The following is a 25,238-nucleotide window of genomic DNA, read 5'->3' as shown; positions in this document are numbered from 1 at the left end:
AAACCGGCAGTTTTCAATCGTTTTCATAACTGCATAACACCGTTTTACATATGATTTATCATTTACAATTTACATAAACTTTGCGGTATAGCCGCATCCCGATCTTTTCAGTTCCTCTGGCGTTCCCTCAAAGATGATATAACCGCCCCTGTCACCTCCTGCCGGACCCAGATCGATGACCCAGTCGCTGTTGCGGATCATCTGCTGGTTGTGTTCAACCACGACTACTGTGTTACCGTTGTCTGCCAGACGGTTGAGCAGTACAAGAAAATGCTCAACATCCTTTGGGTGAAGTCCGGTGGTTGGCTCGTCCATCAGGTACAGACTGTGTTTTCCAAGGCGGCTGCCAGTCAGCTCTCTGGCAAGCTTCAGACGCTGACATTCGCCGCCCGATAAGGTGGTAAGGGGTTGTCCCAGCAGCAGGTAACCCAGTCCGACATCCTGAAGCAGTGTCAGGGTGTCAGCGATTTTGGGATGTTCTGTAAAAATTTCACGAGCTTCATCGACAGAGAGGTCCAGGACATCTTTGATCGAGACACCTCTGTACTTTACGGCCAGAACAGAGGACTGAAACTGCATTCCGCCGCAGACAGGACATACGACGTCTGTATTTGCGAAAAACAGCATGTTGTTGTCCACATAGCCAAGACCTTCACAGTTTTCGCATCTGCCGCCGGGAGTGTTGAAGGAAAAATGTTTTGCACTGAGACCTGCTTTCCGGGCAGCCTGCGTATTTGCAAAAACGGATCGTATGTCAGTGTAAACTTCTGAATAAGTTGCCGTATTGGAGCGCTTCATTTTGGCGATCGCAGACTGTTCAATCTTAATGATTCTGTCAAATTGATTCGTGCCGGATACACGGTTATTTTCAAAATCCGGCAGACCCTTCGCGAGGACTTCAAAGACCAGTGTCGACTTTCCAGAACCGGAGGGACCGGTGACAGAAGTGAGACATCCGATGGGAAGAGAGACGGAGACCTGTTTTAAATTGAATTTGTCGGCATTCTCTATTTGAATACTTCCTGCTGCTTTTCGAAAGACTGTTTTACCGGGCACGGGGGAGCGCAGATAACTGCCAGTCACGGAATCTTTTTGCTGTTTTAAGTCTTCAAGTGTACCGGCTGCGATGATTTCACCGCCATATCTGCCGGAGCCAGGTCCCATATCTATGATATAGTCTGCTGACTCCATGACATCTACATCATGCTCGATGACAAGTACTGTATTTCCAAGGTCCCGCAGCTTCTTTAGAATGGTCATCAGTCCCGCCGTATCCTGGGGATGCAGTCCCGCGGTAGGCTCATCCAGGATATAGATTACACCGGAAAGATCAGAATCCAGTGCGGCGGCCAGACGCAGCCTTTGTAATTCCCCGCCGGACAAAGAGATTGTCTGCCGGTCGAGAGACAGATATCCGAGTCCTACATTGATCAGACGGCCAAGTTTGGTCTTGATATCCAGAAGATATGCGTTTACAGATGCTAACTGCTGTTCGGAGAGGGAATCTGTCAGTTCGGTAATCCATCGGTGCAGTTTTTCCAGAGAAAAGAATGACAGCTCTGGAAGGCGTGTTCCGTTTACTGTGATAGAACGGCTTAGCTTACAGAGTCTTTCACCTTTACAGTCCGGACATTCCGTCACATCAAAGTAAGCCGAAAGCTTAGAGACATCACCGCCTTTTTCGGACAGCCGCCGCCACAGTATGGGCAATACACCCTCAAATTTTCCGGAAGCAGCGTTCTCAGGAGCATTCAGGTCCGGATATGCCTGTTTTACAGTGTCACCTTCCACTCCCTCATATAAAATTGTCTTTTGCATACTGCTAAACTGATGTACTGGAATATCGATGGGAATCGGGAGGCTGTAGTGTGCAAACGCCTTATAAAGGACGGAGGTCTGGTACCTTCCGTATTGCTTTTCCCAGTAGCGTACTGCGCCGTCTTCCAGAGTCAGAGTCTCATCGACTGCATAATCTCTTTTTATCATATGCATTTTTCCAAGTCCATCACAGGTGGGGCAGGCACCCTCTTTTGTATTAAAGGAAAAGTAAGTACGCGTGATCTTGTCCATCCGTCTGCCGCATTCGCTGCAGTACATATAGACATGGAAATCACTCCCATTCTTCTCTGTTTCCTCCTTACAGTCTGCTGAGGATATGATGGCACTACAGTGCGGACAACTTCGGACCCCCAGCTTCTCAAAGATCATTCTCAGGTCTGTATAGAGATCTGTCTGGGTTCCAACAGTTGAGCGTATATTTTTGTTTGCATCTGTCTGGGAAATCACAATTGCCGGAGAAGCACCCTGTATGCGTTCTACCTTTGGCTTTTGAATACCCTGAAAGGACATTGCCTCCAGGTACTGCCGCTGACACTCCTGAAAGAGAACATCAACCAGCAGTGTTGATTTGCCGGAACCGGAGAGTCCTGTAAAAACTACAAGTTTATGTTTCGGTATTTCCAGTGAAATGTTCTTCAGGCAGCCTTCGTGAGCGCCGGTAATCTTGATGTGATCCATGCTATACCTCCACTTGGGTAATCCACCGCTTAGGGCCATTGCGGCAGGTTTTTTTGAGTTTTATTTATTATACAATATTTTGTTTACATACGGTATAAGAAGTTATATTTTGTACTCTACGGAGCGTTTGTTGAAATCAGAGTAAAAAAGCGTTGTCAGCGCAGCCGATGATGAATATTACATCACACTGCGGCATGATATGACAAAACAGCATTACATTTCTTTTGTGGCTTATGCGGCGTACGACAGGGTGATGTTTCTAAAGCTGTATCCCGAGCAGGCTGCAGAGGTTCGTTTTCCGAAAATGTATGGCGGAGATCTCTACTTTTTCTGCAGTGAACATGGTCTTTTTAAGAGGGCAGGGCATTAAAAAAACGGTTGAGGAGCAAATTGCTTCTCAACCGCCCGGGTAAATTATGCCAATCCCTTCTTTTCCATAAAATCCAGGATGCATTTTTTGCCTGCCCTGATTCGCCTGGTGCGGAACTGGAAGATCAGTACCGTACATATGGTAAAGATAAGCAGCAGCGCGAGCAGGATTAAGCATTCTTTTGTGATTGATGTTCCTCCCGCTATCGTACTTCTGAATCCATCGACCGTGTAGGTGAACGGAAGAAATTTATGGATGGATGCCACAAATGAGCCTGAGATTTCAACAGGGTAGGTACCGGCTGATCCGGCAAGCTGAACAACCATGAAGATCAGCATTGCAAAGCTGCCGACCTTGCCGAAGCATATGTTGAAAAAGTACATAATGGACATAAAGGTCATGGAGGCAAGGCACGCCAGTAATATCGTTTTCCCCATTTCAACAGGGGAAAAGCCATTGAATACATGAAGCAGAGAGATCATGGCCAGTGCCTGCGCCACGGCTATGACCGTAACGACGGTTGCCTTGCTCAGCCACCATGAGACGCCGGACTTCAGACGTCCGTTATAATCTGTCAGCGGGTACATGATGCAGAATGCGATACATCCCACCCAGAGTGCGACAGACATCATATACGGTGCCATGGCGTGGCCGTTGTTTGCCACCTCAGTCAGTTCAGTTTTTTCTGTGATGACAGGGCTTGAGAACATATCAAATGTGCCGTCACCGGCTGAGTTTTCTTTTACCTGGTCAGCACCGTCTTTCAGACTGGTCTTCAGCGTATTGCTGCCTTCCTCCAGCTGCTCCATGCCGCTTCCCAGAGTTTTGGAACCGTCGTATAACTGGCCGGCACCATCGCTGATCTGTGCGGCACCGCTGTTGAGCTGACCGGACCCGGATATCAGAGAACTGCTGTTTGAGCACAGTTCCTGAGTGCCCGAATACAGACTGCCGGTACCGTCTTTCAGCTGCTCCACACCGGCAGACAGCCCGCTCGCCAGTTCAGAAACGCCTGATTTGAGATCACCCGAACCTGATTTCAGAGTTTCGGAGTTTGAACTCAGCTCTTTTAATCCTTTATTTACCTCGGAGACACCATCAGTATAGGCGGTGATTCCATTCGCCAGATCAGAATCCACACCGTTTTGAACTTCTTCCAGTCCTGAATCAATAGCTGTAACCCCGGGTATGATCTGCTCATCCAGCGCGCCTTTCACAGTGGAGAGTCCCTGATACATTCCGGACACGGCTGTTATGCTCCCGCCGAGTACCGCGTCTGCGTTTTCATTTAATGCAGATACGCCTGCCTTCAATTCGTTCAGTGCGCCGAGACTTCCTTGGAGGGAACCGAGAGCATTGCTGACAGACTGGGCTGCACTGCCTGCATCTGTCAGATGCTGACTCAGATTCCCTGCGTTTTGCGCGAGTGCACCGACGGCCTGCTGCTGTTCAGGCGTAAGGTTCGACATATCAGCGGTAAGTGTTGCAAGGGCTGCTGCAATATTACCGGTATCGGCACCTGCATTGGAAAGGGCATCCTGGAGAATGGCACCCGCCTGCGCCACTTCGGATGTATCCGGTATGGTAAAGTTCTGAAGCCCGGCGTTGATCTGCCCAATACTCTGCTGGTATGTTGTGAGTCCGCCGCTCAGGGCATCAATGGTATTCTGATCTGGCAGTGTATCGCCGATCTCCCGGCTCATACTGCTGACACCGGTGAGAAGTGTGTCTGCCCCCGTCTTTAATTCTGAAACGCCCGAAGATATCTGAGAGACACCGCTCTTCAGCGCATTGCTCTGATCGTTCAAGGTATCTGCACCGTCTGCAGCCCGGGAAACACCGTCGGTATACGCAGTTATTCCATTGGAGAGTTCTGAGGCACCGTCTGCAAGCTGCGAAGTGCCCGAGGAGGCAGAATGGGACAGGGTATCGACACCCTCATGCAGCTGTCTGGCTCCGTCATCCACTTTGGAGACGCCGTCAGTGTATTGCAAAATACCCTCATTCAGCTCATCACTGCCGCTTTTGAAAGTCAGGGAGCTGTCTGCAAGTGTTTTCAGGTTGATGCTGATCGTAGCGTTTCCGTCCTTGGCAGTTTTGATACCGTCTTCGAGTTCTCCGGCGCCGTCCGCCGCCTCGGCTATGCCGTCTCCGGATTCGGAAATCTGCTCAAAGACTGTTCTGGTATATTCCTTTGTCACTTCTTTTGAAATGCTTTCCTCGATCTTTTGCAGTGCGGTATCACTCATTTTGGAGGCGATATAGTTGGTACCGGGATTTGTCTCGTAATCCAGATGCATTTTTTCCGGGGTCTGATCCATCAGCGTTGTGGCTTTCTGTGAGAAATCTTCCGGAATCGTAATTACCATATAGAAGGTTCCGTTTTTCAACCCCTGCACTGCAGTCTCAGAATCGACAAAATTAAACGCAAGGGAAGAATCCTCTTTGAGATTTTCTACCAGATTTGTGCCGATATCCATGGTTTTTCCGTTATACTGTGCCGGCTGGTCATTATTAACCACAGCTACAGGAAGTTTATCCAGATTACCATACGGATCCCACATTGATCCGAGAAACAGGGTCGTGTAAATCGTGGGGATCGCAATAATAGCAATCAGCACTATCAGAAGTATTTTGTTGTGCAGTAACTTTTTCCATTCTCTCTTGATCATGAATTTCACTCCTTTATGTCACATGGTGTAGAGAAATAGATTTGCTATTCATTAATAGACTATGTGTTGTTTTTCTTTGCTGACTGTATTATAATAAACTTAATTAGCAGATACAACCATCAATAATACTCGTAATGGCGACTAAACAACATATGATAAATATATGTCGATTATACGCTGAATCTTTGAAAGCTGTAGATTGAGAACCCTGATTTAAGCCGCAGAGTGTGGCATAGGAGGAAAGAATGGAAAGGACAGACCGGAGAGTCAGAAAAACAAAGGCGCAGCTGAATGCAGGTCTTGCAAAACTGATGAAAACAAAAAATATTAATGAGATTACGGTAAAAGAACTGGTTGATGAGGTGGATATTAACCGATCAACTTTTTATCTGCATTATACAGATATTCATAATCTGCTGGACAGTATCGAACAGGACCTCCTGATGCGGATACAGCAGGTCATAGAAGCCCATCCGGTTCTGCCTCATAACAAGAATACATTTCCTTTTATTGCAGATATGTTTACCATTCTGGAAGAAAACAAGGAAATCTGCTGCGCTTTGCTTGGGCAGCACGGAGATATGCATTTTATCCGGCAGATTGAAGAGATCATTGCGGAGAACAGCATTAAATCTATCAGTCATTTATATCCAGCAGGAAAGAATGATCTGAAATATTACTATGATTTCTGTCTGTCGGGTTGTCTGGGATTACTGAAAAGCTGGATGGAGCAGGACAATCCGGAATCACCGGAACACATGGCGCAGCTCACCTATAAGATGGTGACGCATGCGATGGATGTATTCTATGAGTCTGTTGAGTAACTGCTGTGAAAATGATCCAGTCCGGGTTTACACGGGAAATTCCCTGAATTCACTCGGAGCGATTCCTACCCGCTGGGTGAATGCGTGTGAGAAGCGTGAGGCACTGTTGAAGCCTACGGCGTCTGCAATCTCTCCGACCGACATATCGGTGTCCATTAAAAGATGCTTGGCACGGTTAATCCTGGTTTTCATCAGATAATCATAGGGTGATGAACCGAGATGTTTCTTGAACATTCTGGAAAAATAGTAGGGGCTGAGATGTGCCATATCTGCAAGGTCCCGGAGTGATATCCGTTCCGACAGATGGCCATGGATATATTGAATCACACTGTTTAATGCGGGCTCAGCGATGGAGGCAATCCTTCCGTTATAAGTTTTTGGGAACAGATGAAATACCATCTGGTACAGCAGCATGGAGCATTCCGTTTCACTGACAAACTGTTCGTTGCGAAAGCGGAGGATCATGGCGTTCAGAAACTTTGCAGCTTCTCTGTGCTCAACATTTTGAAAAATACAGCCATAAGTGCGGTAAAGATAAGGATAGACTGCACGGATATCTTTACCGCCAAAATGTGCGAATGAAAATTCACAGTGATCTGCCGTAAAATAATGCTGGGGAGTCTGGCAGTCGATCAGCGCTGTGGTACCGGCAATTAGTCTGTATTCTTTTCCTCCATATCTCAGCATCATGGTCCCGCTTATAATACACATGATCAGCATATCCGGGTAATAGTCTCTCTTTTTTGCATATCCATAGTATGTGTGCATATGGCCGCACATCGTCAGATAATAGAAATATGATTTCGCTACTTCTGAAGGCGTCATGACGTAATAGTCACTTCCGCCGTATACTCCACTGTCTTTCTCTAACATTTTCATCCTCCATTATAAGAGCAATATGTAACATGTATGGGGCAAATTGCGGCATTTACTAAGCCGTTTTTTAAATTTATAATAATGATATCACAAAAAACAATTAAAAACCAGCGCGCAGACAGGTATACCGGGTAAAGTGAAAGAGAGGACAACACGTTTATGACCAGAAGTCAAACAGTATTAAATGTAATAGCAAAAAAGAACACGTCATATCTGCCAAGCCAGATTACTTTCTCGCATCGTGATAAAAAAATGGAAATGGCAGAGCGACTGGGACTCGATGAGGACGGGGTGGACAGCTATCTTGGTAACCACTACCGCTTTACGGCCCACCTGGATGAGATCGTCAATGTGGACAAGAATGATCCGTACAGGATGGGGATCGCAAGAGACCACAACCGTGTACTTCCGGACTCCGAAAATCCGCATATGGTCTATGATCTGTGGGGGATGAAATTTGATCTGTCAGACGGTGGATATTTTAATTACGCCAATCCGCTTGCCGGGTGTATCGATGAAGACGAGATCCTGGAAACATTTCATGCACCGCCGCTTGAAAACCTGGATATTTTGTTTTCTGTAGCAGAGGAAGACCTGAAAAAATACGGGGATGAATATCTGGTTGTAGTGAGCGGATATACAGGAATCTGGGAACGGTCCTGGAATCTTGTCGGGATTGAAGAATTTATGTGCATGCTATCAGAGGATCCCGAAAGAGCGTGCAAAATCATGGATATCATAACCGAATATAAAATGATCATGGCAGAGCAGGTAGTAAAGCGCGGATTTCCGATCGGGCATTACGGGGATGATCTCGGCACGCAGATCAGTACATTTTTCTCGGAGGATATGTTTGTCAGATACCTGCTGCCGCGGATCAGAAAGATTTTTCGTGTTTTTAAAGACGGAGGAATCCCGGTCCAGATGCATTCATGCGGAAAAATTACACCGTTTATCCCGCACCTGATTGACGCCGGTCTGGATGTGCTGGAACCGGTGCAGGCCTGCATGGACTTTGAATTCCTGAAGAGGGAATATGGGAAGGATCTGACGTTCTATGGAGGTGTGGATACACAGGATCTTCTCACATTCCGATCGGCGGAGGATGTTTATGAGGGAACAATGCGGACGATTGACATACTTGGCAGGAATGGGGGACTGATTATCGGGCCGTCACAGGAGATCATGAACAATGTGCCTGTTGAAAATGTTCTGGCGATGATGAGAGCGATAAAAAGAGCCAAAGGCGAGGCGTAGACAAAAGATCATAGTGCGGAGGGAATAACATGAGGAAGGCAATTTCTGTTTTAATAGCGGGGACAATACTGGTTACAACATTACTTGGGGGATGCGCATCGAAATCATCCGGGCAGCAGGATTGGGCAGCTGAAACTGTTCGGAATAAGGATACTGCCCAAGCTCCTGCGGAGGATGCGTATATCTATCGTGTAGGAGTAAGCAATCTTGCCGATTCGGATGAAAGCTGCTATACAGCCTGCAAAACCATGGCAGACATCATTGAGTCAGAGGAGTTCGCAGATGCGGTGGGAAATAAAGTCGAGGTAGAATGGGTGGATTCAGACAACAACATTGACAAACAGACGAGCAATGTTGAATTGCTGCTGGCAAAGGGCATCGATGCCATGTTCATCATCGGTGTGGATACAGCGGGAAATGCCGCATCCGTAAAAGCCTGCAATGCCGCCGGTGTTCCGGTATTCATGGTGGCAACGGAATCATCTGCTGGAGAATACAAATTTGTCGGTTTCAACGAATATGACTGCGGATACGCACAGGGAAAATATATTGCCGAACATGCCGGAGAAGGAGAAAATATTTGCTATATTGAGGGGACTGCAGGGAGAGAGGCGACGATACTGAGAGGACAGGGGTTTGAAGAAGCTCTTGCGGGGCGGAGTGACCTTACTATTTTGTCCAGACAAAGCGGTGACTGGACAACGGAAGGCGCGATGCAGATCACGGAAGACTGGATTCAGGCGTATGGAGACGATATTGACTGGATTGCAACACAGGATAATAAAATGGCGCAGGGTGCAATCGAGGTTTTGAAGGCTGCCGATATGACAGATAAGATTAAAGTGAATGGATGGATTGTATCCGGGACCTGGGATGTGGAGCTGATGACAGGCGGATATGAAGAGTACGCTGTCTATGTGAGTTTTAAGGTGTTGGGAGAAAAAATGGCAGAAGTATGCCGGCAGTTCTTTACAGAGGGATATGAGGCGTGTGAAGAGAAATCTTACATGGATATTTATGATGTGACGATGGATAATGTTTCTGAAATCTTTGATTTAAACTGATTGTCAATTTTTTATTAACCTGCCGGTGTGAAAAATACCGGCAGGTTCTTTTAATCTTATATGCCGCATTGATATTTAATTCGAAAGATGATATACTGTTGTCAATGATTAATTCTGAGAGGGTGTAAAAGATAGAAAGTCGTTTTCGGACGGTTGTTTTTTAGCTCTTATGTGTCTCTATATGAGACAAATGCAGAATTTATGAAATCACATTCCATGACAGGCAAACAGAACAGAATAAGCAGGCAGGTGGCACTATGAAAGAAATCTGTATGATAAAAATAGAAAAACTACTTAAGCTGATTGAGGATTTTAAATTAATCTATGACGTTGTTAGGATTGTTGACCCTCACGATACGTCTGTGATCAGTTACCGGGATGGAAGAATGCAGAAAATACAGTTGGAACCCTGTTTTGCTGTCTGGGAAAAAGGTTCACGCTGTGATAATTGTGTAAGTTTACGTGCCTGCATGGAGAAAAAAAGAATCAGTAAATTTGAATTTCGAAAAGACGATGTCTACAGTGTTGTTTCCATGCCGTTTATCGTGACAGATGCCGGACAGCAATATTTGGCTGCTTTGGAATTAGTGAATAATGTCTCAGATGACATGGTACTCCATGCGCACGGACAGAGCACAATGGCAGATGAAGTGAAGAAAATGAATCAGAAAGTTTATGAGGATTCTCTCACAGGAGTATTTAACAGAAGATACTATGATGAACGCCGGTATATCTACGAAATGACAAATGAAGTACCGAGAGAAATTGGTTATCTGGCAATAGATGTTAACCATTTTAAGTATGTAAATGATGCTTTTGGACATGACCGGGGTGATGAACTTCTTGTGCTTATTGCTGATATACTGAAGAAAAATGTTCGACAGTCCGATAGAATCATGAGGGTGGGCGGAGATGAATTTCTGGTTGTATTGAGAAACTGCAGTCAGGTATATGTTGAAAAAATCATGGAAAAGATACAAAAAGCCGTTTCTGGTCTTTCCATAGACGGGACAAAAAGATACAGACCTTCTATAGCTATAGGGATGGCTTACACAGAGCATTTTGATGGAAATCCGGGACAGCTTCGAAAATTATTTCAGAAGGCTGACACCAACATGTATCATAACAAAAAAATGATTTCAGGTAATGCAAAAAACATGTTGGTGGTAGATCATGTCCGGGAAGACCGAAAACTGTTACAAGAATATTTGCAGACTGAAATTCAGATCTATGAAGCGGAAGATGCCGTACAGGCCCTTGAAATTTTAAAAAACAGGGTGATTGAGATTGTGGTTGTGGATATCGATACATCAAATGGAGATGGATTTCTCCTGATTAAAAAAATACGAAATATTCTTCACATGAATGATTTGATCGTCGTAGCCGTTACAGAAAGAGGACAGGGGTCTCAAATAGAGGCATTGGGAGCAGGAGCAGATGATTTTCTCATTAAACCCTTTAGTTGTGAATTAGTGAGACACAGGATAAAAGCAGTTCTTTTGCGGTGAGCGACGTATGGCTGAACTTGTATTTCTAATTGAAAAATAGTATAATCAACGCATATAATGATCTTGTATTTAATACATAAGAAGACAGGGGGGGAAATGGTCTATGCCTACTGCGGAGGACAGAGAACGTAATATGGAAGCGGCACTCAGTGCAACCATCTCATGTTTTGAGACCGTGGGAGTCTCAAATTGTACACGTGAATTGATTGCAGAAAAAGCGGGGTTAAGTACCCGGTCACTGCAACGGTATTTCGGTACACTCAATAATCTTATTCGCAGAGCGACTCAGCAATATATGAAGACTTTTAATGAGCAGTATGAGAAGCTGTTTCACTCTTATAGTGTAGACGGTTTAACGACTAAACAGCAGCTGGAATTCGCCTTGCGCATGCATGTCTATCTCTTCCAGCCTGATATGCCATCGGTAACCGTGATGCAGGAGCTTGAGGCATACTGGAAGCGGCAGGGAGAGGTACCATACGAATTGTTTGCGCCGAGACTGGAAATACAGCGGCATGGCTATACGAAAAGAAGATATGGTTTTATCAGAGATTTGCTGGAGAGGGGAATAGAAGATGGATCTTTTCGGAGTGATCTGGACCTGAATTTGACACATACATGGATATCCGTATCTTTTTCAGGTATGTTATTTCGAATAGCAGCGAATCCGGAATCATATGATCATTCTGAGAACGGTATATCTGTCAAACGGGTAATAAACGCTTATGTTGAAGCTGTACTTACTGCGATAAATGCATAACTGTCAGCCATCTTTTGGGATGGCTTTTAAAAAAAAATCTGTGTCTCATAATAGGACTTAGTATAAAAGCAATACATTTTTAATGGTGTATATAGTTTTTGCTTCTTTATGTCTCAACATAAGACAAAAAAATCCTGGTCTGGTTATTCTATGAATATTAATAAAAAGGAGATGAGTGTTTTGAAAAAACAAATCTGGCTAAGAGGGGGAGTGCTTCTGACAGATATTTTTCCGGATAGGATGTATACGAACCCGAAGCAGTTTCTTGTCATTACAGGGGCCGTTGCGCTGTCATTGATTTTGGCGGTGCTATTTCTGCTATTTTATCTGGCTAACCGGAAAATGAACCAAAAGCTTAAAAATGCCCTGACAGCTAAAAATGATTTTCTTTCCAGAATGAGTCATGATATGCGTACACCGCTTAACGCCATCATAGGATTGTCGAGGATGGGGTTGGATTCCAAGTCGAGGCAGGAGAGACAGGATTGCCTGCAAAAAATCAATCACTCTGGCAGCTATCTTTTAGGCCTGATCAATAATACGCTGGATATGAGTAAAATGGGTAACAATAAGATGAAATTGATATTGGAGCCTTGGGGTACTGACGAATTTCTGCAATCCATCTGTGATTTAATTGGACCGGTGGCACAGGAGAAGGGGGTTGGCTTTACGCTGGAAAAATCCCCCATGGATAATTATATCCTGATGGTTGACAAGCTCAGGATACAACAGGTAGTCATAAATATGCTTACAAATGCCGTTAAATTTACTCCATCCGGCGGGTGGGTACATATGTGTGCAGAAACATTGGATGAATATGAAGGCCAGCGGGAGTATCGAATCACAATACAGGATAATGGTATTGGAATGAGCCAGGAATTTCAGAGGAGAATGTTTGAACCGTTTGAGCAGGAGGACGCAAGTAAGACTTCCGGAGACAGCGGAACCGGACTTGGTCTGGCTATAGTTAAACAATTAGTTGAGTTGATGGAAGGTACGATTACCTGCTCCAGTGACAGAGGCAAAGGCACAACCTTTATCGTGTCGATGAAGGCACGAGAGGTGAAGGCGGAAGAAAACGGGCAAAAAGATGATAATCATCTTATTTTGCAGGGGAAGAGGATCTTGATAGCAGAAGATCATCCGCTGAATATGGAGATTGCTTCTTATATCCTCAGCCAGCAGGGAATATTGACTGAACCTGCTGAAAACGGCCGGATCGCTGTAGATCTGTTTGAAAAGTCCCCGGAAGGATACTATGATGCTATTTTGATGGATTTGAGAATGCCGGTTCTTGACGGTCTGGAGGCTGCAAAAAAAATACGGGAAAGCCGGCGTCAGGATGCTGTAACCATCCCGATTATAGCTATGACGGCAAATGTATTTGACGAGGATAAAGAAAAATCACAGAAATCCGGTATGAATGTACATCTGGCAAAACCGATCAATCCACAGGAGCTCTATCAGGTGCTGACTGATCTGATATCGGCGCATATGTATCATTAACGCTGAAGAGTGATGACGGGAATCAGCCCGTCATCACTCTTTGAACAGCAGGTGTTTTGATACATATTCTTAAATTATTGTGACTGTTTCATTCTGCCCCACAATCCCCCTCATCTTTGCAGGCAGCGCAGATATCGCATGATGATACACCGAGGCAATCTACATAGGTATCACCAACTGTTGCTGTCGCACCAAAATATACAGGTACTTCAATACATAATGTCTGGCTGATCGTGAAGGTACATTCACCATTTAACTCACCGGGACATATGCTCTCACCGGGTATAACTTTTGGATCACCGCAGAATTTGGTTTTTGTGTATCCTGCATGAGCATAAGGTGTTACTGTCACAGGCACACAGACATTGACCTGTTGATATCCGACTCCCGGACAGGTTTCATTTAATGCTTCAGAAGACTCGATAGAATTTATTGAGCTGTCATAATTCGTTTTTTCTGACATATTTATGCCTACTTTCCTAAATGATACAATATATCATATGGAATAAATGTAACTTTGTGCCTGAGAGTGTGTGAGGTGTAAGAAAATTAAAAGTTAAAGAGTTAAAGTTGGAGGCGTATAGGTACGTGCGCCAAGTTCCTGGTCAAGCATATAAAGGCCTTTTGCCTCAGAACCGAACAGTTCCATTTTTTTGATCAGATCTCCCGCAATCGTCTCTTCCTCTCCCTGTTCTTTAATAAACCAGTCCAGAAACTGCAGAGTACGGTAATCTTTTGCTTCAGAAGCCGCCTCACAGATTGACCCGATCAGCGCAGTCACATATTTTTCGTGCTGGAGCGCAGCATGCAGCGGTGCTGAAAGACTGTCCAGTATATCATCCGGCTTGTCGATTGCGTAAAAAGTTATCTCCGCATCATTATTCTGCATGTATTGGACAAAGAGCATGGCGTGGTCACGTTCCTCCTGTGCCTGGACCTGATACCAATTGGCAAAACCGTCAAGACCTCTATCTGAATAAAAATTAGAATAGTACAGATACAGGTATGCGGAATAAAACTCTTTATTTACCTGTCGGTTTAAAAGCTGAGATACTTTTTCGTTTAACATACGCACAACTCCTTCGGATATATAATATTAAAGTATCTATGCCCATGTTTTCATCATATTATACGACATTGGTTATTCACTGCAGCGCAAATTTGCGGTAAAATAGAATAAAAAACAGGAGGATAAAAATGAGTTTTACAGGTGAAGGTATCAAAAAACTGGGATTCGGTTTAATGCGTCTGCCCCAGAAGGATAATGCGATTGATGTTGAACAGGTAAAAGTTATGGTTGACAAATTCATAGCGGCCGGATTTACTTATTTTGACACAGCATGGGCGTATGCCGGGAGTGAAGATGCGATACGGAAGGCGCTGGTAGAGCGTTATCCAAGAGAGAAATTTCAGCTGGCGACTAAAAATGCAGCCTGGATTGACTGTAAGAGCCGGGAAGAAGCTGCGGCACAGTTTGAGACATCATTAAAACAGACAGGGGCGGGATATTTTGATTTTTATCTGCTCCATAATCTGGGTGAGGGCAGAACAAAATATTTTGATGAGTATGACATGTGGAGCTGGATGCAGAGTAAGAAAAAAGAAGGCCTGATCAAACATGCCGGCTTTTCTTTCCATTCAACACCGGAAGAACTGGAAGCAATACTGACAGCACATCCTGAAATGGAATTTGTTCAGCTTCAGATCAATTATGCAGACTGGGAAAATCCGGCTGTTCAGTCCAGAGCCTGTTATGAAGTGGCACGAAAACATGGTAAACCGATTGTCATCATGGAACCGGTAAAAGGAGGCATGCTCGCAACACCTCCCGGACCGGTGGAAGAGATCCTCAAAGCAGCAGATCCAAAAGCCTCCAATGCATCCTGGGCAATCCGGTTTGCAGCCGATCTGGAGGGGGTTATCACTGTTTTGTCCGGCATGAGCAATGTGGAACAGATGGAAGACAATCTTTTCTTCATGAGACAATTTTCCGGCCTGACAGCGAGTGAAAAAGAAACAGTAAAAAAGGCACAGGAAGCGCTGAACAAAATATCGTTGATTCCGTGTACGACATGCAACTACTGTGCAAAAGTCTGTCCGCAGGATATTGGGATTTCAGGGGCGTTTACGGCCATGAATTACCTCACACTTTATGGAGATAAGGCTGCTGCGGCACATCAGGAAAACTGGCTGGTGGGCGGGCATGGAAAAGAACGTGCGGATAAGTGCATCAAGTGCGGAAAATGTGAGGAAGTCTGTCCCCAGCATATTTCGATCCGTGAAGAACTGGAGAAAGTACAGACTGATTTGTATTGAAAGAGGTTCTGCCTATTTATCTCTTTACAGTGCCGTCCCATTCTTAGGGATAAATAAATGTTTCATATCGACATTTTCAAGGGTGAGCAGCCGGACCTTCTTATCAATGCCGCCCGCATATCCGGTCAGGCTGCCATTACTCCCGACAACCCTGTGGCATGGTATGATAATAGAAATTGGATTGTGGCCAACAGCTCCTCCGACCGCCTGTGCAGAGATGTTTTTCATTCCTCTTTGACGGGCCATGATGTCAGCGATGGCACCGTAAGTCATAACCTTTCCATATGGAATCTGTTTCAACATCTCCCATACCTCAAGCCGGAATGGGGAGCTGTGCAGATACAGCGGAGGTGTAAACGCGGGATCAACTCCCCGAAAATAACAATCCAGCCAGGATCTGGTCTGGTTAAACACGGGCAGATCTTTTTCTTCATGTTCTGCGGACAGGGTATCAGCATAATATTTTTGACCGGCAAACCACAGGCCGGTGAGGCTTTCGCCATTGCTTGCGATTGTAATACTGCCCAACGGTGATTGATATGTATTTGTATATTGCATCATACTTCCTCCCTAAAAGTTACTTATTATTATTTACAAAGATTTTCTTCGTAAGTATATACTACTGATTTTATCACAGCTGGCAGCGAAATCATATTTAAATATTTTAGAATAAATGAAATCGTATTGACGAATACTGGTTAAAATGATAAGATACAACTGGAGTTAGACAAGACTAATCACTGTATTGACAAGAACAGCGGGAGGTGATGTAACATGGTAACGGCAATTATCTGTATGATTCTGATAATTATCTGCATATTTGGTGTCAGAAGCTATATGAAGAAACTGAGTCATGGATGCTGTGGATCCGGTGGTGATTCCGAAAAGCGCATCAGGCCGGCTGACAGAGACATTTCACACTATCCCTTTGTTTATAAGATGGGTATTGATGGGATGACATGCCAGAATTGTGCTGTAAAGATTGAAAATGCATTCCATGAACGGGAAGGATTCCTGGCAAAAGTCAATTTGCAGCGTGCTGAGGTTATTGTACGAACCAGGGAAATTGTTCAGGAGGAACAATTGAGGCAGATCATGAAAGAAAAAGGCTACTATGTCCGTTCTGTAGAAATTGAAAAATCAAACGTATAGAGAAAAGGGTTTCATTCCGGGTATAATCCGGAATGAAACCTTTTTAGCATCATTGACAAATTCCTGGAAAACCTCTAAACTATATAAGATTTATTATGAGAGGAAGAGCGATATGAACGATAAAGAACAGTTTCAGATAAAATTACGTTCCCTGATGGAAACAGGCGGCGATATGACGGAAGAAATAATCCGGCAACACTTTCATGGGATTGAGCTGACAGACGGACAGCTGGCCATGATTATGGGATACGTTTCCGAACAGCGAAAGGAGACTGCGCTGGCCGAAGAGGAGGAAGCGTATCTGAGTGAATATCAGGAGATGCTGGAGTCAGTAAAGCCGGTATCGGAAGACGCAAAACAGGAACTTTTAAAACAGGCTGCTGCTGGAGATACACTGGCGAGGGAAAATTTAACAGGATTCTATCTCCGTGAAGTGATCAGGTCTGCACGGAATCTGCACCGGGAAGGTATTTTTATCGGTGATTTAATACAGGAAGGAAATATCGGACTGACGATCGGGCTTGGCAGCCTTAAATCAGCAGATGGTGCAGATGAATTCATCCGGTCCTGCATTGAAAGAGAAATGCGGGGTCTGCTGCTGGAGACGGAGAGTAAGACAGTGGGGGACCATAAGGTGATTGCCCGGGTAAGTGCGTTGGAGGAGAGTATCACAAAACTGGAACAAGAACTGGGAAGAAAAGTATATCTCGAGGAGATCGCATATGATATGGGAATTTCAGAAGAAGAGGTGCGCAGTATTCTGAAACTGACCGGTGAACTGCCCGATGAGGCGATGCTGAAAGATGAAAATATTGACATTTGAGCAAGTGCTCAATTATAATCTGATATAAAAATATATGACAAAAGAATATATCAAAAGAGGAGGCTTTGGTATGCTGGAATTAAAAGGAATCAGCTGGACGCTTCCGGGCGGAGAGGAAATCCTTAAGGATATCAACTTGACGGTGCCGGAGGGAAAACTGACGGTTATCACCGGACCTAACGGTGGAGGGAAAACATCCCTGGCAAAATTGATTGCGGGACTGGTTACCCCTACTTCCGGAAAAATCCTACTGGACGGCGAGGATATCACAGACTGGGATATTACCAGGAGAGCGCAGAATGGAGTCAGCTATGCGTTTCAGCAGCCTGTCAGGTTTAAGGCACTGACTGTGAGGGACCTGCTGGAGCTTTCTGCTGAAGAACCGCTGGATGAAGCCAGGCTCTGCGGTGTGCTCGGTGACGTGGGGCTGTGTGCGCAGGAATATATTGACCGTGAGGTGGATGCAAACCTTTCAGGCGGAGAGAGCAAACGAATTGAAATAGCAACGGTACTGGCAAGAAAAAATGCGAAAATCATGGTGTTTGATGAACCGGAGGCAGGCATTGATCTGTGGAGCTTTACGAATCTGATCGATGCGTTCCAAAATCTGAAAAAGAAGCACGGAGAAGCGCTTCTTATCATTTCGCATCAGGAGCGTATCCTGGACATTGCGGACCGAATTGTCGTTGTTGCAGATGGAAAACTGAGGATGGAGGGAACCAAAGAAGAAGTTCTTCCGGGGTTGCTGGATGGTGAAAAGGGCGGACTGTGTCCGCTCGGAAGATAGAACAGGGGGGTCTTCAAGTATGAATAAGATTACCAGGAAACTGCTGAAGGCAGTATCTGATTTTACCGGAGAGTTTAAAGGTGCTTTTAATATTCGTGAGGACGGACAGTGTGCAGGACGCCAGTCTTCAGAACACATCAGAATAGAGAGCAAGGAGGATGCACCGGGTCTGGTGATCCGGATTGATGAGAACGCGCAACAGGAGACGGTTTATATTCCTGCCTGTGTGACCCATGGGAACGTTGATGATCTTGTATACAACGATTTCTATGTTGCGTCTGGTGCTGATGTGACGATCGTTGCAGGATGTGGGGTACATTCAGACGGAGAGGAAGATGCACGCCACAACGGCATTCACCGGTTTTTTCTCGAAAGGGGAGCACATGTCCTGTACCAGGAAAAGCATATCGGAACAGGTGACGGTGAGGGCACCAGAAGGATAGATCCGGTTACGGATATCGTACTGGGGGAGGACGCTGTTCTTGAGATGGACACGGTTCAGCTCGGGGGTGTGGACAGCAGCACACGGAAGACTTCAGCCGTACTTGGGGCGAGGGCTAGGCTGATCATCCATGAGAGGATACTGACAGACGGGGAAGAGACTGCAAAAACTGAATTTGAGGTATCCATGGATGGGGAGGACAGCGCCGTTGACCTGGTTTCACGTTCCGTGGCAAAGGGAAATTCCAGCCAGGATTATCATTCCAGAATCAGAGGCAACTGCCGCTGCACCGGACACTCGGAATGTGATGCGATACTTGTCGGCAACGGAACAGTAAACGCAGCGCCGGAATTGTATGCAGGAGACATCGACGCTTCCCTGATCCATGAGGCGGCAATCGGAAAGATTGCGGGTGAGCAGATTATCAAACTGCGCACACTCGGTCTCACCGAAGAACAGGCAGAGGAAAAAATCATTCAGGGATTTTTGAAAGCATAAATGCAAAAAGAGACGGGAGAAAATCTGATCTGGATTTTCTCCCGTCTCTTTTTGCGCCTGTTTTACACTTGCAGATATTTCATATCCCGATAAAATCCGGGATATGAAATATCGACACAGTGAGCATCTTTTATTGTTGTGGTCCCGTCCGCAGCCATTCCTGCGACAGTAAATGACATCGCTATGCGATGATCAAGATGGCTGTCGATCGAAGCACCGTGCAGTGGTCGGCCACCTTCGATGATCAGTCCGTCGTCCGTACCTGTAACGGAAGCTCCCATCTTGGAAAGCTCTCTCACCATAACGTCCAGTCTGTTAGATTCTTTAACTTTCAATTCTTCAGCATTTCGGATGACAGTTGTACCCTCCGCGAATGCAGCGAGAACCGCGAGAACAGGTATTTCATCGATCAGGGATGGGATAATTGCACCCTCAATCTTGACTCCCTTTAACGTACTGCTCTTAACAAGCAGATCTGCAACAGGCTCACCGCCCTCACTGCGCTTATTTAAAAGCTCTATACAGGCTCCCATTTCGCGGCAGACACGCAGGATGCCGTCACGTGTAGGGTTGATGCCGACACTTTTTATCAGGACTTCTGAACCTGGTATGATGAGTGCCGCGGCGATAAAGTATGCGGCGGAGGAGATATCACCCGGAACACTGATTCTGCAGCCGTGAAGCAGTGGATCAGGCAAAACCGACGCTGTTGTTCCTTCGGAAGTAATGGAAGCGCCGAAATGGGAGAGCATCAGTTCCGTATGATTTCGTGACAGATACGGTTCCGTCACACTCGTTTTACCGTCGGCGTACAGGCCTGCAAGCAGGACGCACGATTTTACCTGAGCAGATGCAACCGGTGACTGATAGTGGATGCCGCGGAGCGGACGTCCGCTGATTGCGAGCGGAGCGCAGTCATTCCCGTTCAGACTGCTGATGTCGGCACCCATCATTTTCAGCGGTTTCAGAATCCTGCCCATCGGCCGTTTCTGAATGGAAGCGTCGCCGGTAAGTTCACAGGTAAAGTCCTGACCGGCGAGGATGCCGGAGATAAGCCGGGTAGTAGTACCGCTGTTTCCGGCGTCGAGTACTGTATTCGGGGCACAGAGACCATGAAGTCCGTTTCCGTTTATCAGTACGCTGTTTCCGGTGTTCTCGATATTAACGCCCATTTTCTGAAAGCAGGAGATCGTAGAGAGGCAGTCGGCGCCATGCAGAAAATTTGAAATCTCGGTCAGTCCGTGCGAGAGAGCGCCAAACATCACTCCCCGGTGTGAGATCGATTTGTCTCCGGGAATTGAAAGTTCACCTGTCAGGCTTTTGCATTTTGTTATCTCCATAACCAAACTCCTATCTTTTGTGCAAAGTATAATTACGTTCCATGAGAGCACGCTCAGCATGGTCGCAGGCATTCTTATCATAAAATTCGATGCGGAGTACGCCCTCACCAAATTCACGGTTATGTGTGATGCCAATATTCTTAATGTTGATATTATTCATAGCCAGCAGCGTTGCGATCGTTGCGATACCACCTGCTTCATCATAGATATCACAATAGATTTCATACCTCTTTTTAAGCGGTCCGCTTGAAGCATCCGGAAGAGCATCTCTGTAGTCGCGTGCCGTTTCAAACATACGGTAGATATCCGTGCCTTCCGCCTGATCTATCCAGCAGCGTGCCTGAACAAGCAGCCGGATGAATTCATCCAGCACCCTGGAAATCTGTGTGCGGTTTTCGAGACAGATTGGCTGCCACATGTCCGGCGATGAAGAGGCAATCCTGGTGATGTCTTTAAAGCCGCCTGCAGCGACGGTTTTCATGTGTTCATCCTGAGTGTCCAGATTATGTACGAGATTCACCAGCGATGCCGCGACGATATGCGGGAGATGGCTGACTGCCGCTGTAATATAATCGTGTTCCTCATGAGTCAGGACCATGGGGATAGCTCCGATTGACTGGACCAGTTCCAGAAAATTGCCGAGCTTTAATACGTCGATTTCCCCGCCCGGTGTGATGATGTAATATGCATTCTCGATCAGATAATCGGTTGCATTCTTTAAACCGGTCTTTTCGGAACCGGCCATGGGATGACCGCCGATAAAATTTGTATCCAGGCCGGCGGCAGTGACGGCTTCATGAATTTCACCTTTTACGGAACCAACATCGGTTACGATACAGTCCGGTTTAATGACATCTCTTAAAAAAGGAAGGTATTCTATATTCGTCGATACAGGAGCACATAAGAAGATATAATCACATAATCCAAAACGCTCATCCTGTTTTGCGAGGGCTTCATCAATAATGTGCTCCGATAGCGCCAGCTGTAGAGTGGTCTCTGTTGCCGAGTATGCCAGGATACGGTAATCCGGATGGAATTTTTTCAGAGACTTGGCGATAGAGCCGCCGATAAGACCCAGCCCGATAAAGCCGATGGTAATTGTACTCATCTACAGTTTCCTTTCCGCAAGTCTGATGTAGTCCGTCAGATCATTCATCAGACGGTCAAAATTATCAAAAGTCAGAGACTGAGGGCCATCTGAGAGTGCATGTGCGGGATCGTTGTGTACCTCGATCATTAATCCGTCTGCACCGCAGGCTACAGCGGCTTTTGCAAGCGGTCCGACATAAGAGTAAACACCTGTTGCATGGCTTGGGTCTACAATGACAGGAAGGTGGGATTTCTCTTTAATGACAGGAACTGCACTCAGATCAAGCGTATTTCTGGTTGCTGTCTCAAAAGTCCGGATTCCACGCTCACAGAGCACAACATCAGGATTGCCTTCGGATATAATGTATTCTGCAGCATTCAGCCATTCATCAATTGTTGCGGCGAGTCCGCGTTTTAAAAGAACAGGAAGTCCGGATTTCCCGGCTTCACGCAGAAGCTGGAAATTCTGCATATTGCGTGCACCGATCTGAATCATATCGACATACTTTACAGCTGCATTGATAGCATCTGCACTGATAACTTCACAGATGGTCTTGAGTCCGGTCTCTTCGCGGGCGGCGGCCATGTATTTCAGGCCTTCTTCTTCCAGACCCTGGAAAGAATACGGAGAAGTCCTCGGCTTATAGGCGCCGCCGCGGACAAACTGAGCGCCTGCTTTTTTTACGGCACGTGCGATCGTCATCAGCTGTTCCTCAGTTTCAACTGCGCAGGGTCCAGCCATGACTGTGAGTGTGTCGGGTCCGATCTCCACATCGCCAACCTGAACACGGGAAGGAGATGGATGAAACTTTTTATTTGTCAGTTTGTAGCTCTCGGTGATAGGCACGATTTTATCAACAAAAGGCATAAGCTCGATATTTTCGTTACATAAAAGATTCTTGTTGCCGACTACGCCGATGATCGTGACTTCTTTTCCCTGGGAGAGATGGGTCTCAAGGCCTTTTTCTGCCACGGCATGTTTGACGCTATCCACGGCACTTTGCGGTGCACCTGGTTTCATTACGATGATCATGTTTTGCTATCCTTTCTTTCTATATATTAATATGTATTTTTATTATAAGACGACGGTTTTATTGTAAAGTATCCGGATATAAAAGTCAATACTTTATGGCTTTAAAGTTTAACGGTTTAAAGCGGAAGTGCATTTGCGGGAAAATGTGAGAAGAAAATAAAAAAAACACCGGAAAATTGTTGAAATTATATAAATAGCTTGAAATTATCGTTCGTTTTTAGTAAAATATAACCATACTAAAATTTGGGAGGTATTTTTATGGACATTTACAGAACAGACCGAATCAGAAATGTTGTCCTGCTGGGACATGGAGGCGCTGGTAAAACAACTTTAGTAGAAGCAATGGCTTACTTATCCGGCATGACAAACCGACTGGGAAAAGTGTCTGACGGAAATACAGTCAGCGATTTTGATAAAGAAGAGATTAAACGCGGATTTTCAATTTCTACATCAGTAGTTCCGATACAGTGGGATAAAATGAAACTTAATATTCTGGACACTCCCGGCTTTTTTGATTTTGTCGGGGAGGCAGAGGAAGCTGTTGCGGCAGCGGATGCTGCCGTTATCGTAGTATCCGGTAAATCAGGTGTACAGGTGGGAACACAGAAAGCGTGGGATCTGTGTGAAAAATATAAACTCCCCAGAATGATTTTTGTAACGGAGATGGATATTGACAATGTCAGCTACCGTGAGGTTGTAGAAAGCCTGACAGAGTTATACGGCAAGAGGATTGCTCCGCTGCATATGCCGATCCGTGAAAACGAAAAATTTGTCGGCTATATCAATATCGTGAAAAATAAAGGCCGCAGATATATTGAAAAGGATAAAAAAGAAGAGTGTGAGATTCCGGAATACTCCCAGGAATATCTGGAAAAATATCGTGAAATCCTTCTGGAATCGGTTGCTGAAACAAGCGAAGAGTTTATGGACCGCTATTTTGGCGGTGAAGAATTCTCAGTTGCAGAGATTTCTGCCGCGCTGGCAATGAATGTTCATGAAGGAAGCCTCGTTCCGGTATGTATGGGTTCACCGGTCAATCTTCAGGGGGTATCTAACCTTCTTGATGATATCTGCGGATACTTCCCGAGCCCGAAAGAAAGAGAACGTGCCGGTATCATTAAGAATACCAGTGAGATATATGAAGCAAATTATGACTTTACCAAGGCTAAATCAGCGACCATCTTCAAAACGATTGTCGATCCGTTCATTGGTAAATATTCTATGATCAAAGTCTGCTCCGGTGTCATTAAATCGAATGATGTCCTCTATAATGTAGATGAAGAAATAGAAGAAAAACTAAACAAACTATACGTTCTTGAAGGCAATAAACCGATCGAAGTACCGGAGCTGCATGCAGGAGATATAGGAGCGATCGGAAAACTGAATTCTAAAACAGGGGATTCACTGGCGACAAAAGCCACGCCTGTCATGTATGGAAAACCTGAAATGTCGGTACCATATACATACAAAAGATATAAGACACCTAATAAAGGTGATGTGGATAAGATATCACAGGCATTGTCCAAAATGATGCAGGAAGACCTGACGATTCGTTCTGAAAACGATTCTCTGAATCATCAGACACTGCTATATGGAATGGGTGATCAGCATCTGGACATCATCGTGAGCAAACTCAAAGAACGCTATAAGGTCGATATTGAACTGTCAAAACCAAAAGTTGCGTTCCGCGAGACAATCCGAAAATCTTCTGACGTAGAAGGCAAATACAAAAAACAATCCGGTGGACATGGACAGTACGGACATGTTAAAATGAAATTTGAACCGTCAGGTGATCTTGAGACTCCGTGTGTATTTGAGCAGATCGTAGTCGGAGGAGCTGTTCCGAAGAATTACTTCCCGGCAGTAGAAAAAGGACTGCAGGAATCCGTATTGAAAGGGCCGCTTGCAGCATATCCTGTGGTCGGTGTGAAAGCAGTACTTTATGATGGATCTTACCATCCTGTCGACTCATCAGAAATGGCATTTAAGATGGCGACGATCATGGCCTTCAAAAAAGGTTTTATGGATGCATCACCAGTGCTTCTGGAGCCGATTGTAACCATGAAAGTGTCTGTTCCCGACAAATATACCGGAGACGTTATGGGCGACCTGAATAAGCGCAGGGGACGTGTGCTTGGGATGAATCCTGATCACAACGGCAACCAGGTGATCGAAGCAGACGTACCGATGCTGGAGATCTACGGATATTCAACTGTCCTGCGTTCCATGACCGGTGGAAGCGGAGACTTCTCTTATGAATTTGCACGTTATGAGCAGGCACCTTCCGATGTTCAGGCACGTGAGATTGAAGCAAGAGCTGTCAAGGAGAGTGATTCCGAAGACTGAACAAGATGATATCTATTAATTAAAATGGGGGATGTTGCGGTTCTGCAGATGAATTCTG

22 protein-coding genes are annotated in these 25,238 nt (G+C 45.4%); 13 read left to right on the top strand and 9 right to left on the bottom strand.

The window, feature by feature from the left end; all coding sequences use genetic code 11:
• Positions 1 to 69: 69 nt before the first annotated feature.
• The gene (locus tag MCG98_RS13110) at positions 70 to 2,517 is read right to left on the bottom strand and encodes an excinuclease ABC subunit UvrA (RefSeq protein ID WP_240302390.1); all 2,448 of its coding nucleotides are present in this window, start codon (positions 2,515 to 2,517) and stop codon (positions 70 to 72) included.
• 199 nt (positions 2,518 to 2,716) lie between these two features.
• Here MCG98_RS13110 and MCG98_RS13105 point away from each other — a divergent pair, with 199 nt between their 5' ends.
• The gene (locus tag MCG98_RS13105; RefSeq protein WP_240302389.1) at positions 2,717 to 2,887 is read left to right on the top strand and encodes a hypothetical protein; all 171 of its coding nucleotides are present in this window, start codon (positions 2,717 to 2,719) and stop codon (positions 2,885 to 2,887) included.
• A 44-nt stretch (positions 2,888 to 2,931) separates the two neighbouring features.
• On the opposite strand, the gene MCG98_RS13100 is transcribed toward MCG98_RS13105, so the two are convergent.
• On the bottom strand, positions 2,932 to 5,559 hold the full coding sequence (locus MCG98_RS13100; RefSeq protein ID WP_240302388.1) for a YhgE/Pip domain-containing protein: 2,628 nt from the start codon (positions 5,557 to 5,559) through the stop codon (positions 2,932 to 2,934).
• Between the two features lie 245 nt (positions 5,560 to 5,804).
• On the opposite strand from MCG98_RS13100, the gene MCG98_RS13095 reads away from it, so the two are divergent.
• Complete coding sequence (locus MCG98_RS13095; protein ID WP_240302387.1) at positions 5,805 to 6,383, top strand: TetR-like C-terminal domain-containing protein; 579 nt, start codon at positions 5,805 to 5,807, stop codon at positions 6,381 to 6,383.
• A gap of 27 nt (positions 6,384 to 6,410) precedes the next feature.
• On the opposite strand, the gene MCG98_RS13090 is transcribed toward MCG98_RS13095, so the two are convergent.
• Positions 6,411 to 7,256 (bottom strand): AraC family transcriptional regulator, encoded by an 846-nt coding sequence (locus tag MCG98_RS13090; RefSeq protein ID WP_240302386.1) that lies wholly within the window; start codon positions 7,254 to 7,256, stop codon positions 6,411 to 6,413.
• A gap of 162 nt (positions 7,257 to 7,418) precedes the next feature.
• Between MCG98_RS13090 and MCG98_RS13085 the strand changes: the two genes are divergently transcribed.
• The 5 genes from MCG98_RS13085 (at position 7,419) to MCG98_RS13065 (ending at position 13,354) form a co-directional block, all read left to right on the top strand.
• Positions 7,419 to 8,516: a uroporphyrinogen decarboxylase family protein gene (locus MCG98_RS13085; RefSeq protein ID WP_240302385.1), complete on the top strand. Its 1,098-nt coding sequence runs from the start codon at positions 7,419 to 7,421 to the stop codon at positions 8,514 to 8,516.
• Positions 8,517 to 8,545: 29 nt separating this feature from the next.
• Positions 8,546 to 9,580: a sugar ABC transporter substrate-binding protein gene (locus MCG98_RS13080; protein ID WP_240302384.1), complete on the top strand. Its 1,035-nt coding sequence runs from the start codon at positions 8,546 to 8,548 to the stop codon at positions 9,578 to 9,580.
• Positions 9,581 to 9,837: 257 nt separating this feature from the next.
• The gene (locus tag MCG98_RS13075; protein ID WP_240302383.1) at positions 9,838 to 11,088 is read left to right on the top strand and encodes a diguanylate cyclase; all 1,251 of its coding nucleotides are present in this window, start codon (positions 9,838 to 9,840) and stop codon (positions 11,086 to 11,088) included.
• Between the two features lie 103 nt (positions 11,089 to 11,191).
• A complete protein-coding gene (locus tag MCG98_RS13070; protein WP_240302382.1) occupies positions 11,192 to 11,848 on the top strand; it encodes a TetR/AcrR family transcriptional regulator in 657 nt (218 codons plus the stop codon).
• A gap of 180 nt (positions 11,849 to 12,028) precedes the next feature.
• Positions 12,029 to 13,354 carry an ATP-binding protein gene (locus MCG98_RS13065; RefSeq protein WP_240302381.1) on the top strand — a complete coding sequence of 442 codons (1,326 nt, stop codon included), beginning with the start codon at positions 12,029 to 12,031 and terminating at the stop codon, positions 13,352 to 13,354.
• 88 nt (positions 13,355 to 13,442) lie between these two features.
• Here MCG98_RS13065 and MCG98_RS13060 read toward each other — a convergent pair whose 3' ends face one another.
• Both MCG98_RS13060 and MCG98_RS13055 read right to left on the bottom strand, forming a co-directional pair.
• Positions 13,443 to 13,817, bottom strand: coding sequence for a hypothetical protein (locus MCG98_RS13060; RefSeq protein WP_240302380.1), 375 nt, complete (start codon positions 13,815 to 13,817; stop codon positions 13,443 to 13,445).
• 93 nt (positions 13,818 to 13,910) lie between these two features.
• A complete protein-coding gene (locus MCG98_RS13055) occupies positions 13,911 to 14,423 on the bottom strand; it encodes a ferritin (RefSeq protein WP_240302379.1) in 513 nt (170 codons plus the stop codon).
• 128 nt (positions 14,424 to 14,551) lie between these two features.
• On the opposite strand from MCG98_RS13055, the gene MCG98_RS13050 reads away from it, so the two are divergent.
• Positions 14,552 to 15,670, top strand: a complete 1,119-nt coding sequence (locus MCG98_RS13050; RefSeq protein WP_240302378.1) for an aldo/keto reductase — start codon at positions 14,552 to 14,554, stop codon at positions 15,668 to 15,670.
• 24 nt (positions 15,671 to 15,694) lie between these two features.
• Here the strand turns inward: MCG98_RS13050 and MCG98_RS13045 are convergent, their stop codons facing one another.
• Positions 15,695 to 16,228, bottom strand: coding sequence for a methylated-DNA--[protein]-cysteine S-methyltransferase (locus tag MCG98_RS13045; protein ID WP_240303443.1), 534 nt, complete (start codon positions 16,226 to 16,228; stop codon positions 15,695 to 15,697).
• Between the two features lie 216 nt (positions 16,229 to 16,444).
• On the opposite strand from MCG98_RS13045, the gene MCG98_RS13040 reads away from it, so the two are divergent.
• From MCG98_RS13040 to MCG98_RS13025, 4 genes are all read left to right on the top strand, one after another.
• The gene (locus MCG98_RS13040) at positions 16,445 to 16,822 is read left to right on the top strand and encodes a heavy metal-associated domain-containing protein (protein WP_240302377.1); all 378 of its coding nucleotides are present in this window, start codon (positions 16,445 to 16,447) and stop codon (positions 16,820 to 16,822) included.
• 112 nt (positions 16,823 to 16,934) lie between these two features.
• Positions 16,935 to 17,645, top strand: coding sequence for a sigma-70 domain-containing protein (locus MCG98_RS13035; protein WP_240302376.1), 711 nt, complete (start codon positions 16,935 to 16,937; stop codon positions 17,643 to 17,645).
• Between the two features lie 70 nt (positions 17,646 to 17,715).
• On the top strand, positions 17,716 to 18,432 hold the full coding sequence (locus MCG98_RS13030) for an energy-coupling factor ABC transporter ATP-binding protein (RefSeq protein ID WP_240302375.1): 717 nt from the start codon (positions 17,716 to 17,718) through the stop codon (positions 18,430 to 18,432).
• 19 nt (positions 18,433 to 18,451) lie between these two features.
• Positions 18,452 to 19,372, top strand: a complete 921-nt coding sequence (locus MCG98_RS13025; protein WP_240302374.1) for a SufD family Fe-S cluster assembly protein — start codon at positions 18,452 to 18,454, stop codon at positions 19,370 to 19,372.
• Positions 19,373 to 19,434: 62 nt separating this feature from the next.
• Here MCG98_RS13025 and aroA read toward each other — a convergent pair whose 3' ends face one another.
• The 3 genes from aroA to aroF are packed head-to-tail and all read right to left on the bottom strand — an operon-like array spanning position 19,435 to position 22,834.
• A complete protein-coding gene (gene aroA, locus MCG98_RS13020) occupies positions 19,435 to 20,712 on the bottom strand; it encodes a 3-phosphoshikimate 1-carboxyvinyltransferase (RefSeq protein WP_240302373.1) in 1,278 nt (425 codons plus the stop codon).
• Between the two features lie 10 nt (positions 20,713 to 20,722).
• Positions 20,723 to 21,820 carry a prephenate dehydrogenase gene (locus MCG98_RS13015; protein WP_240302372.1) on the bottom strand — a complete coding sequence of 366 codons (1,098 nt, stop codon included), beginning with the start codon at positions 21,818 to 21,820 and terminating at the stop codon, positions 20,723 to 20,725.
• Positions 21,821 to 22,834: a 3-deoxy-7-phosphoheptulonate synthase gene (gene aroF / locus MCG98_RS13010; RefSeq protein ID WP_240302371.1), complete on the bottom strand. Its 1,014-nt coding sequence runs from the start codon at positions 22,832 to 22,834 to the stop codon at positions 21,821 to 21,823.
• 258 nt (positions 22,835 to 23,092) lie between these two features.
• Here aroF and MCG98_RS13005 point away from each other — a divergent pair, with 258 nt between their 5' ends.
• The gene (locus MCG98_RS13005) at positions 23,093 to 25,180 is read left to right on the top strand and encodes an elongation factor G (protein ID WP_240302370.1); all 2,088 of its coding nucleotides are present in this window, start codon (positions 23,093 to 23,095) and stop codon (positions 25,178 to 25,180) included.
• The last annotated feature ends 58 nt before the right edge of the window (positions 25,181 to 25,238 follow it).

It is taken from the genome of Ruminococcus sp. OA3, from assembly GCF_022440845.1.
In the GTDB taxonomy this organism is placed as follows: Bacteria; Bacillota; Clostridia; order Lachnospirales; family Lachnospiraceae; genus Ruminococcus_G.
The sequence above is the reverse complement of the archived record's forward strand: the minus strand, read 5'-3'. Positions and strand labels throughout refer to the sequence as shown.

Coding starts and splice junctions, on each gene's coding strand:
- MCG98_RS13030 (WP_240302375.1), top strand. CDS start 17,716: ATGCTGGAATTAAAAGGAATCAGCTGGACGCTTCCGGGCGGAGAGGAA.
- MCG98_RS13085 (WP_240302385.1), top strand. CDS start 7,419: ATGACCAGAAGTCAAACAGTATTAAATGTAATAGCAAAAAAGAACACG.
- aroF (WP_240302371.1), bottom strand. CDS start 22,834: ATGATCATCGTAATGAAACCAGGTGCACCGCAAAGTGCCGTGGATAGC.
- MCG98_RS13080 (WP_240302384.1), top strand. CDS start 8,546: ATGAGGAAGGCAATTTCTGTTTTAATAGCGGGGACAATACTGGTTACA.
- MCG98_RS13060 (WP_240302380.1), bottom strand. CDS start 13,817: ATGTCAGAAAAAACGAATTATGACAGCTCAATAAATTCTATCGAGTCT.
- MCG98_RS13035 (WP_240302376.1), top strand. CDS start 16,935: ATGAACGATAAAGAACAGTTTCAGATAAAATTACGTTCCCTGATGGAA.
- MCG98_RS13095 (WP_240302387.1), top strand. CDS start 5,805: ATGGAAAGGACAGACCGGAGAGTCAGAAAAACAAAGGCGCAGCTGAAT.
- MCG98_RS13090 (WP_240302386.1), bottom strand. CDS start 7,256: ATGTTAGAGAAAGACAGTGGAGTATACGGCGGAAGTGACTATTACGTC.
- MCG98_RS13075 (WP_240302383.1), top strand. CDS start 9,838: ATGAAAGAAATCTGTATGATAAAAATAGAAAAACTACTTAAGCTGATT.
- MCG98_RS13055 (WP_240302379.1), bottom strand. CDS start 14,423: ATGTTAAACGAAAAAGTATCTCAGCTTTTAAACCGACAGGTAAATAAA.
- MCG98_RS13045 (WP_240303443.1), bottom strand. CDS start 16,228: ATGCAATATACAAATACATATCAATCACCGTTGGGCAGTATTACAATC.
- MCG98_RS13110 (WP_240302390.1), bottom strand. CDS start 2,517: ATGGATCACATCAAGATTACCGGCGCTCACGAAGGCTGCCTGAAGAAC.
- MCG98_RS13050 (WP_240302378.1), top strand. CDS start 14,552: ATGAGTTTTACAGGTGAAGGTATCAAAAAACTGGGATTCGGTTTAATG.
- aroA (WP_240302373.1), bottom strand. CDS start 20,712: ATGGAGATAACAAAATGCAAAAGCCTGACAGGTGAACTTTCAATTCCC.
- MCG98_RS13070 (WP_240302382.1), top strand. CDS start 11,192: ATGCCTACTGCGGAGGACAGAGAACGTAATATGGAAGCGGCACTCAGT.
- MCG98_RS13025 (WP_240302374.1), top strand. CDS start 18,452: ATGAATAAGATTACCAGGAAACTGCTGAAGGCAGTATCTGATTTTACC.
- MCG98_RS13100 (WP_240302388.1), bottom strand. CDS start 5,559: ATGATCAAGAGAGAATGGAAAAAGTTACTGCACAACAAAATACTTCTG.
- MCG98_RS13040 (WP_240302377.1), top strand. CDS start 16,445: ATGGTAACGGCAATTATCTGTATGATTCTGATAATTATCTGCATATTT.
- MCG98_RS13005 (WP_240302370.1), top strand. CDS start 23,093: ATGGACATTTACAGAACAGACCGAATCAGAAATGTTGTCCTGCTGGGA.
- MCG98_RS13105 (WP_240302389.1), top strand. CDS start 2,717: ATGACAAAACAGCATTACATTTCTTTTGTGGCTTATGCGGCGTACGAC.
- MCG98_RS13015 (WP_240302372.1), bottom strand. CDS start 21,820: ATGAGTACAATTACCATCGGCTTTATCGGGCTGGGTCTTATCGGCGGC.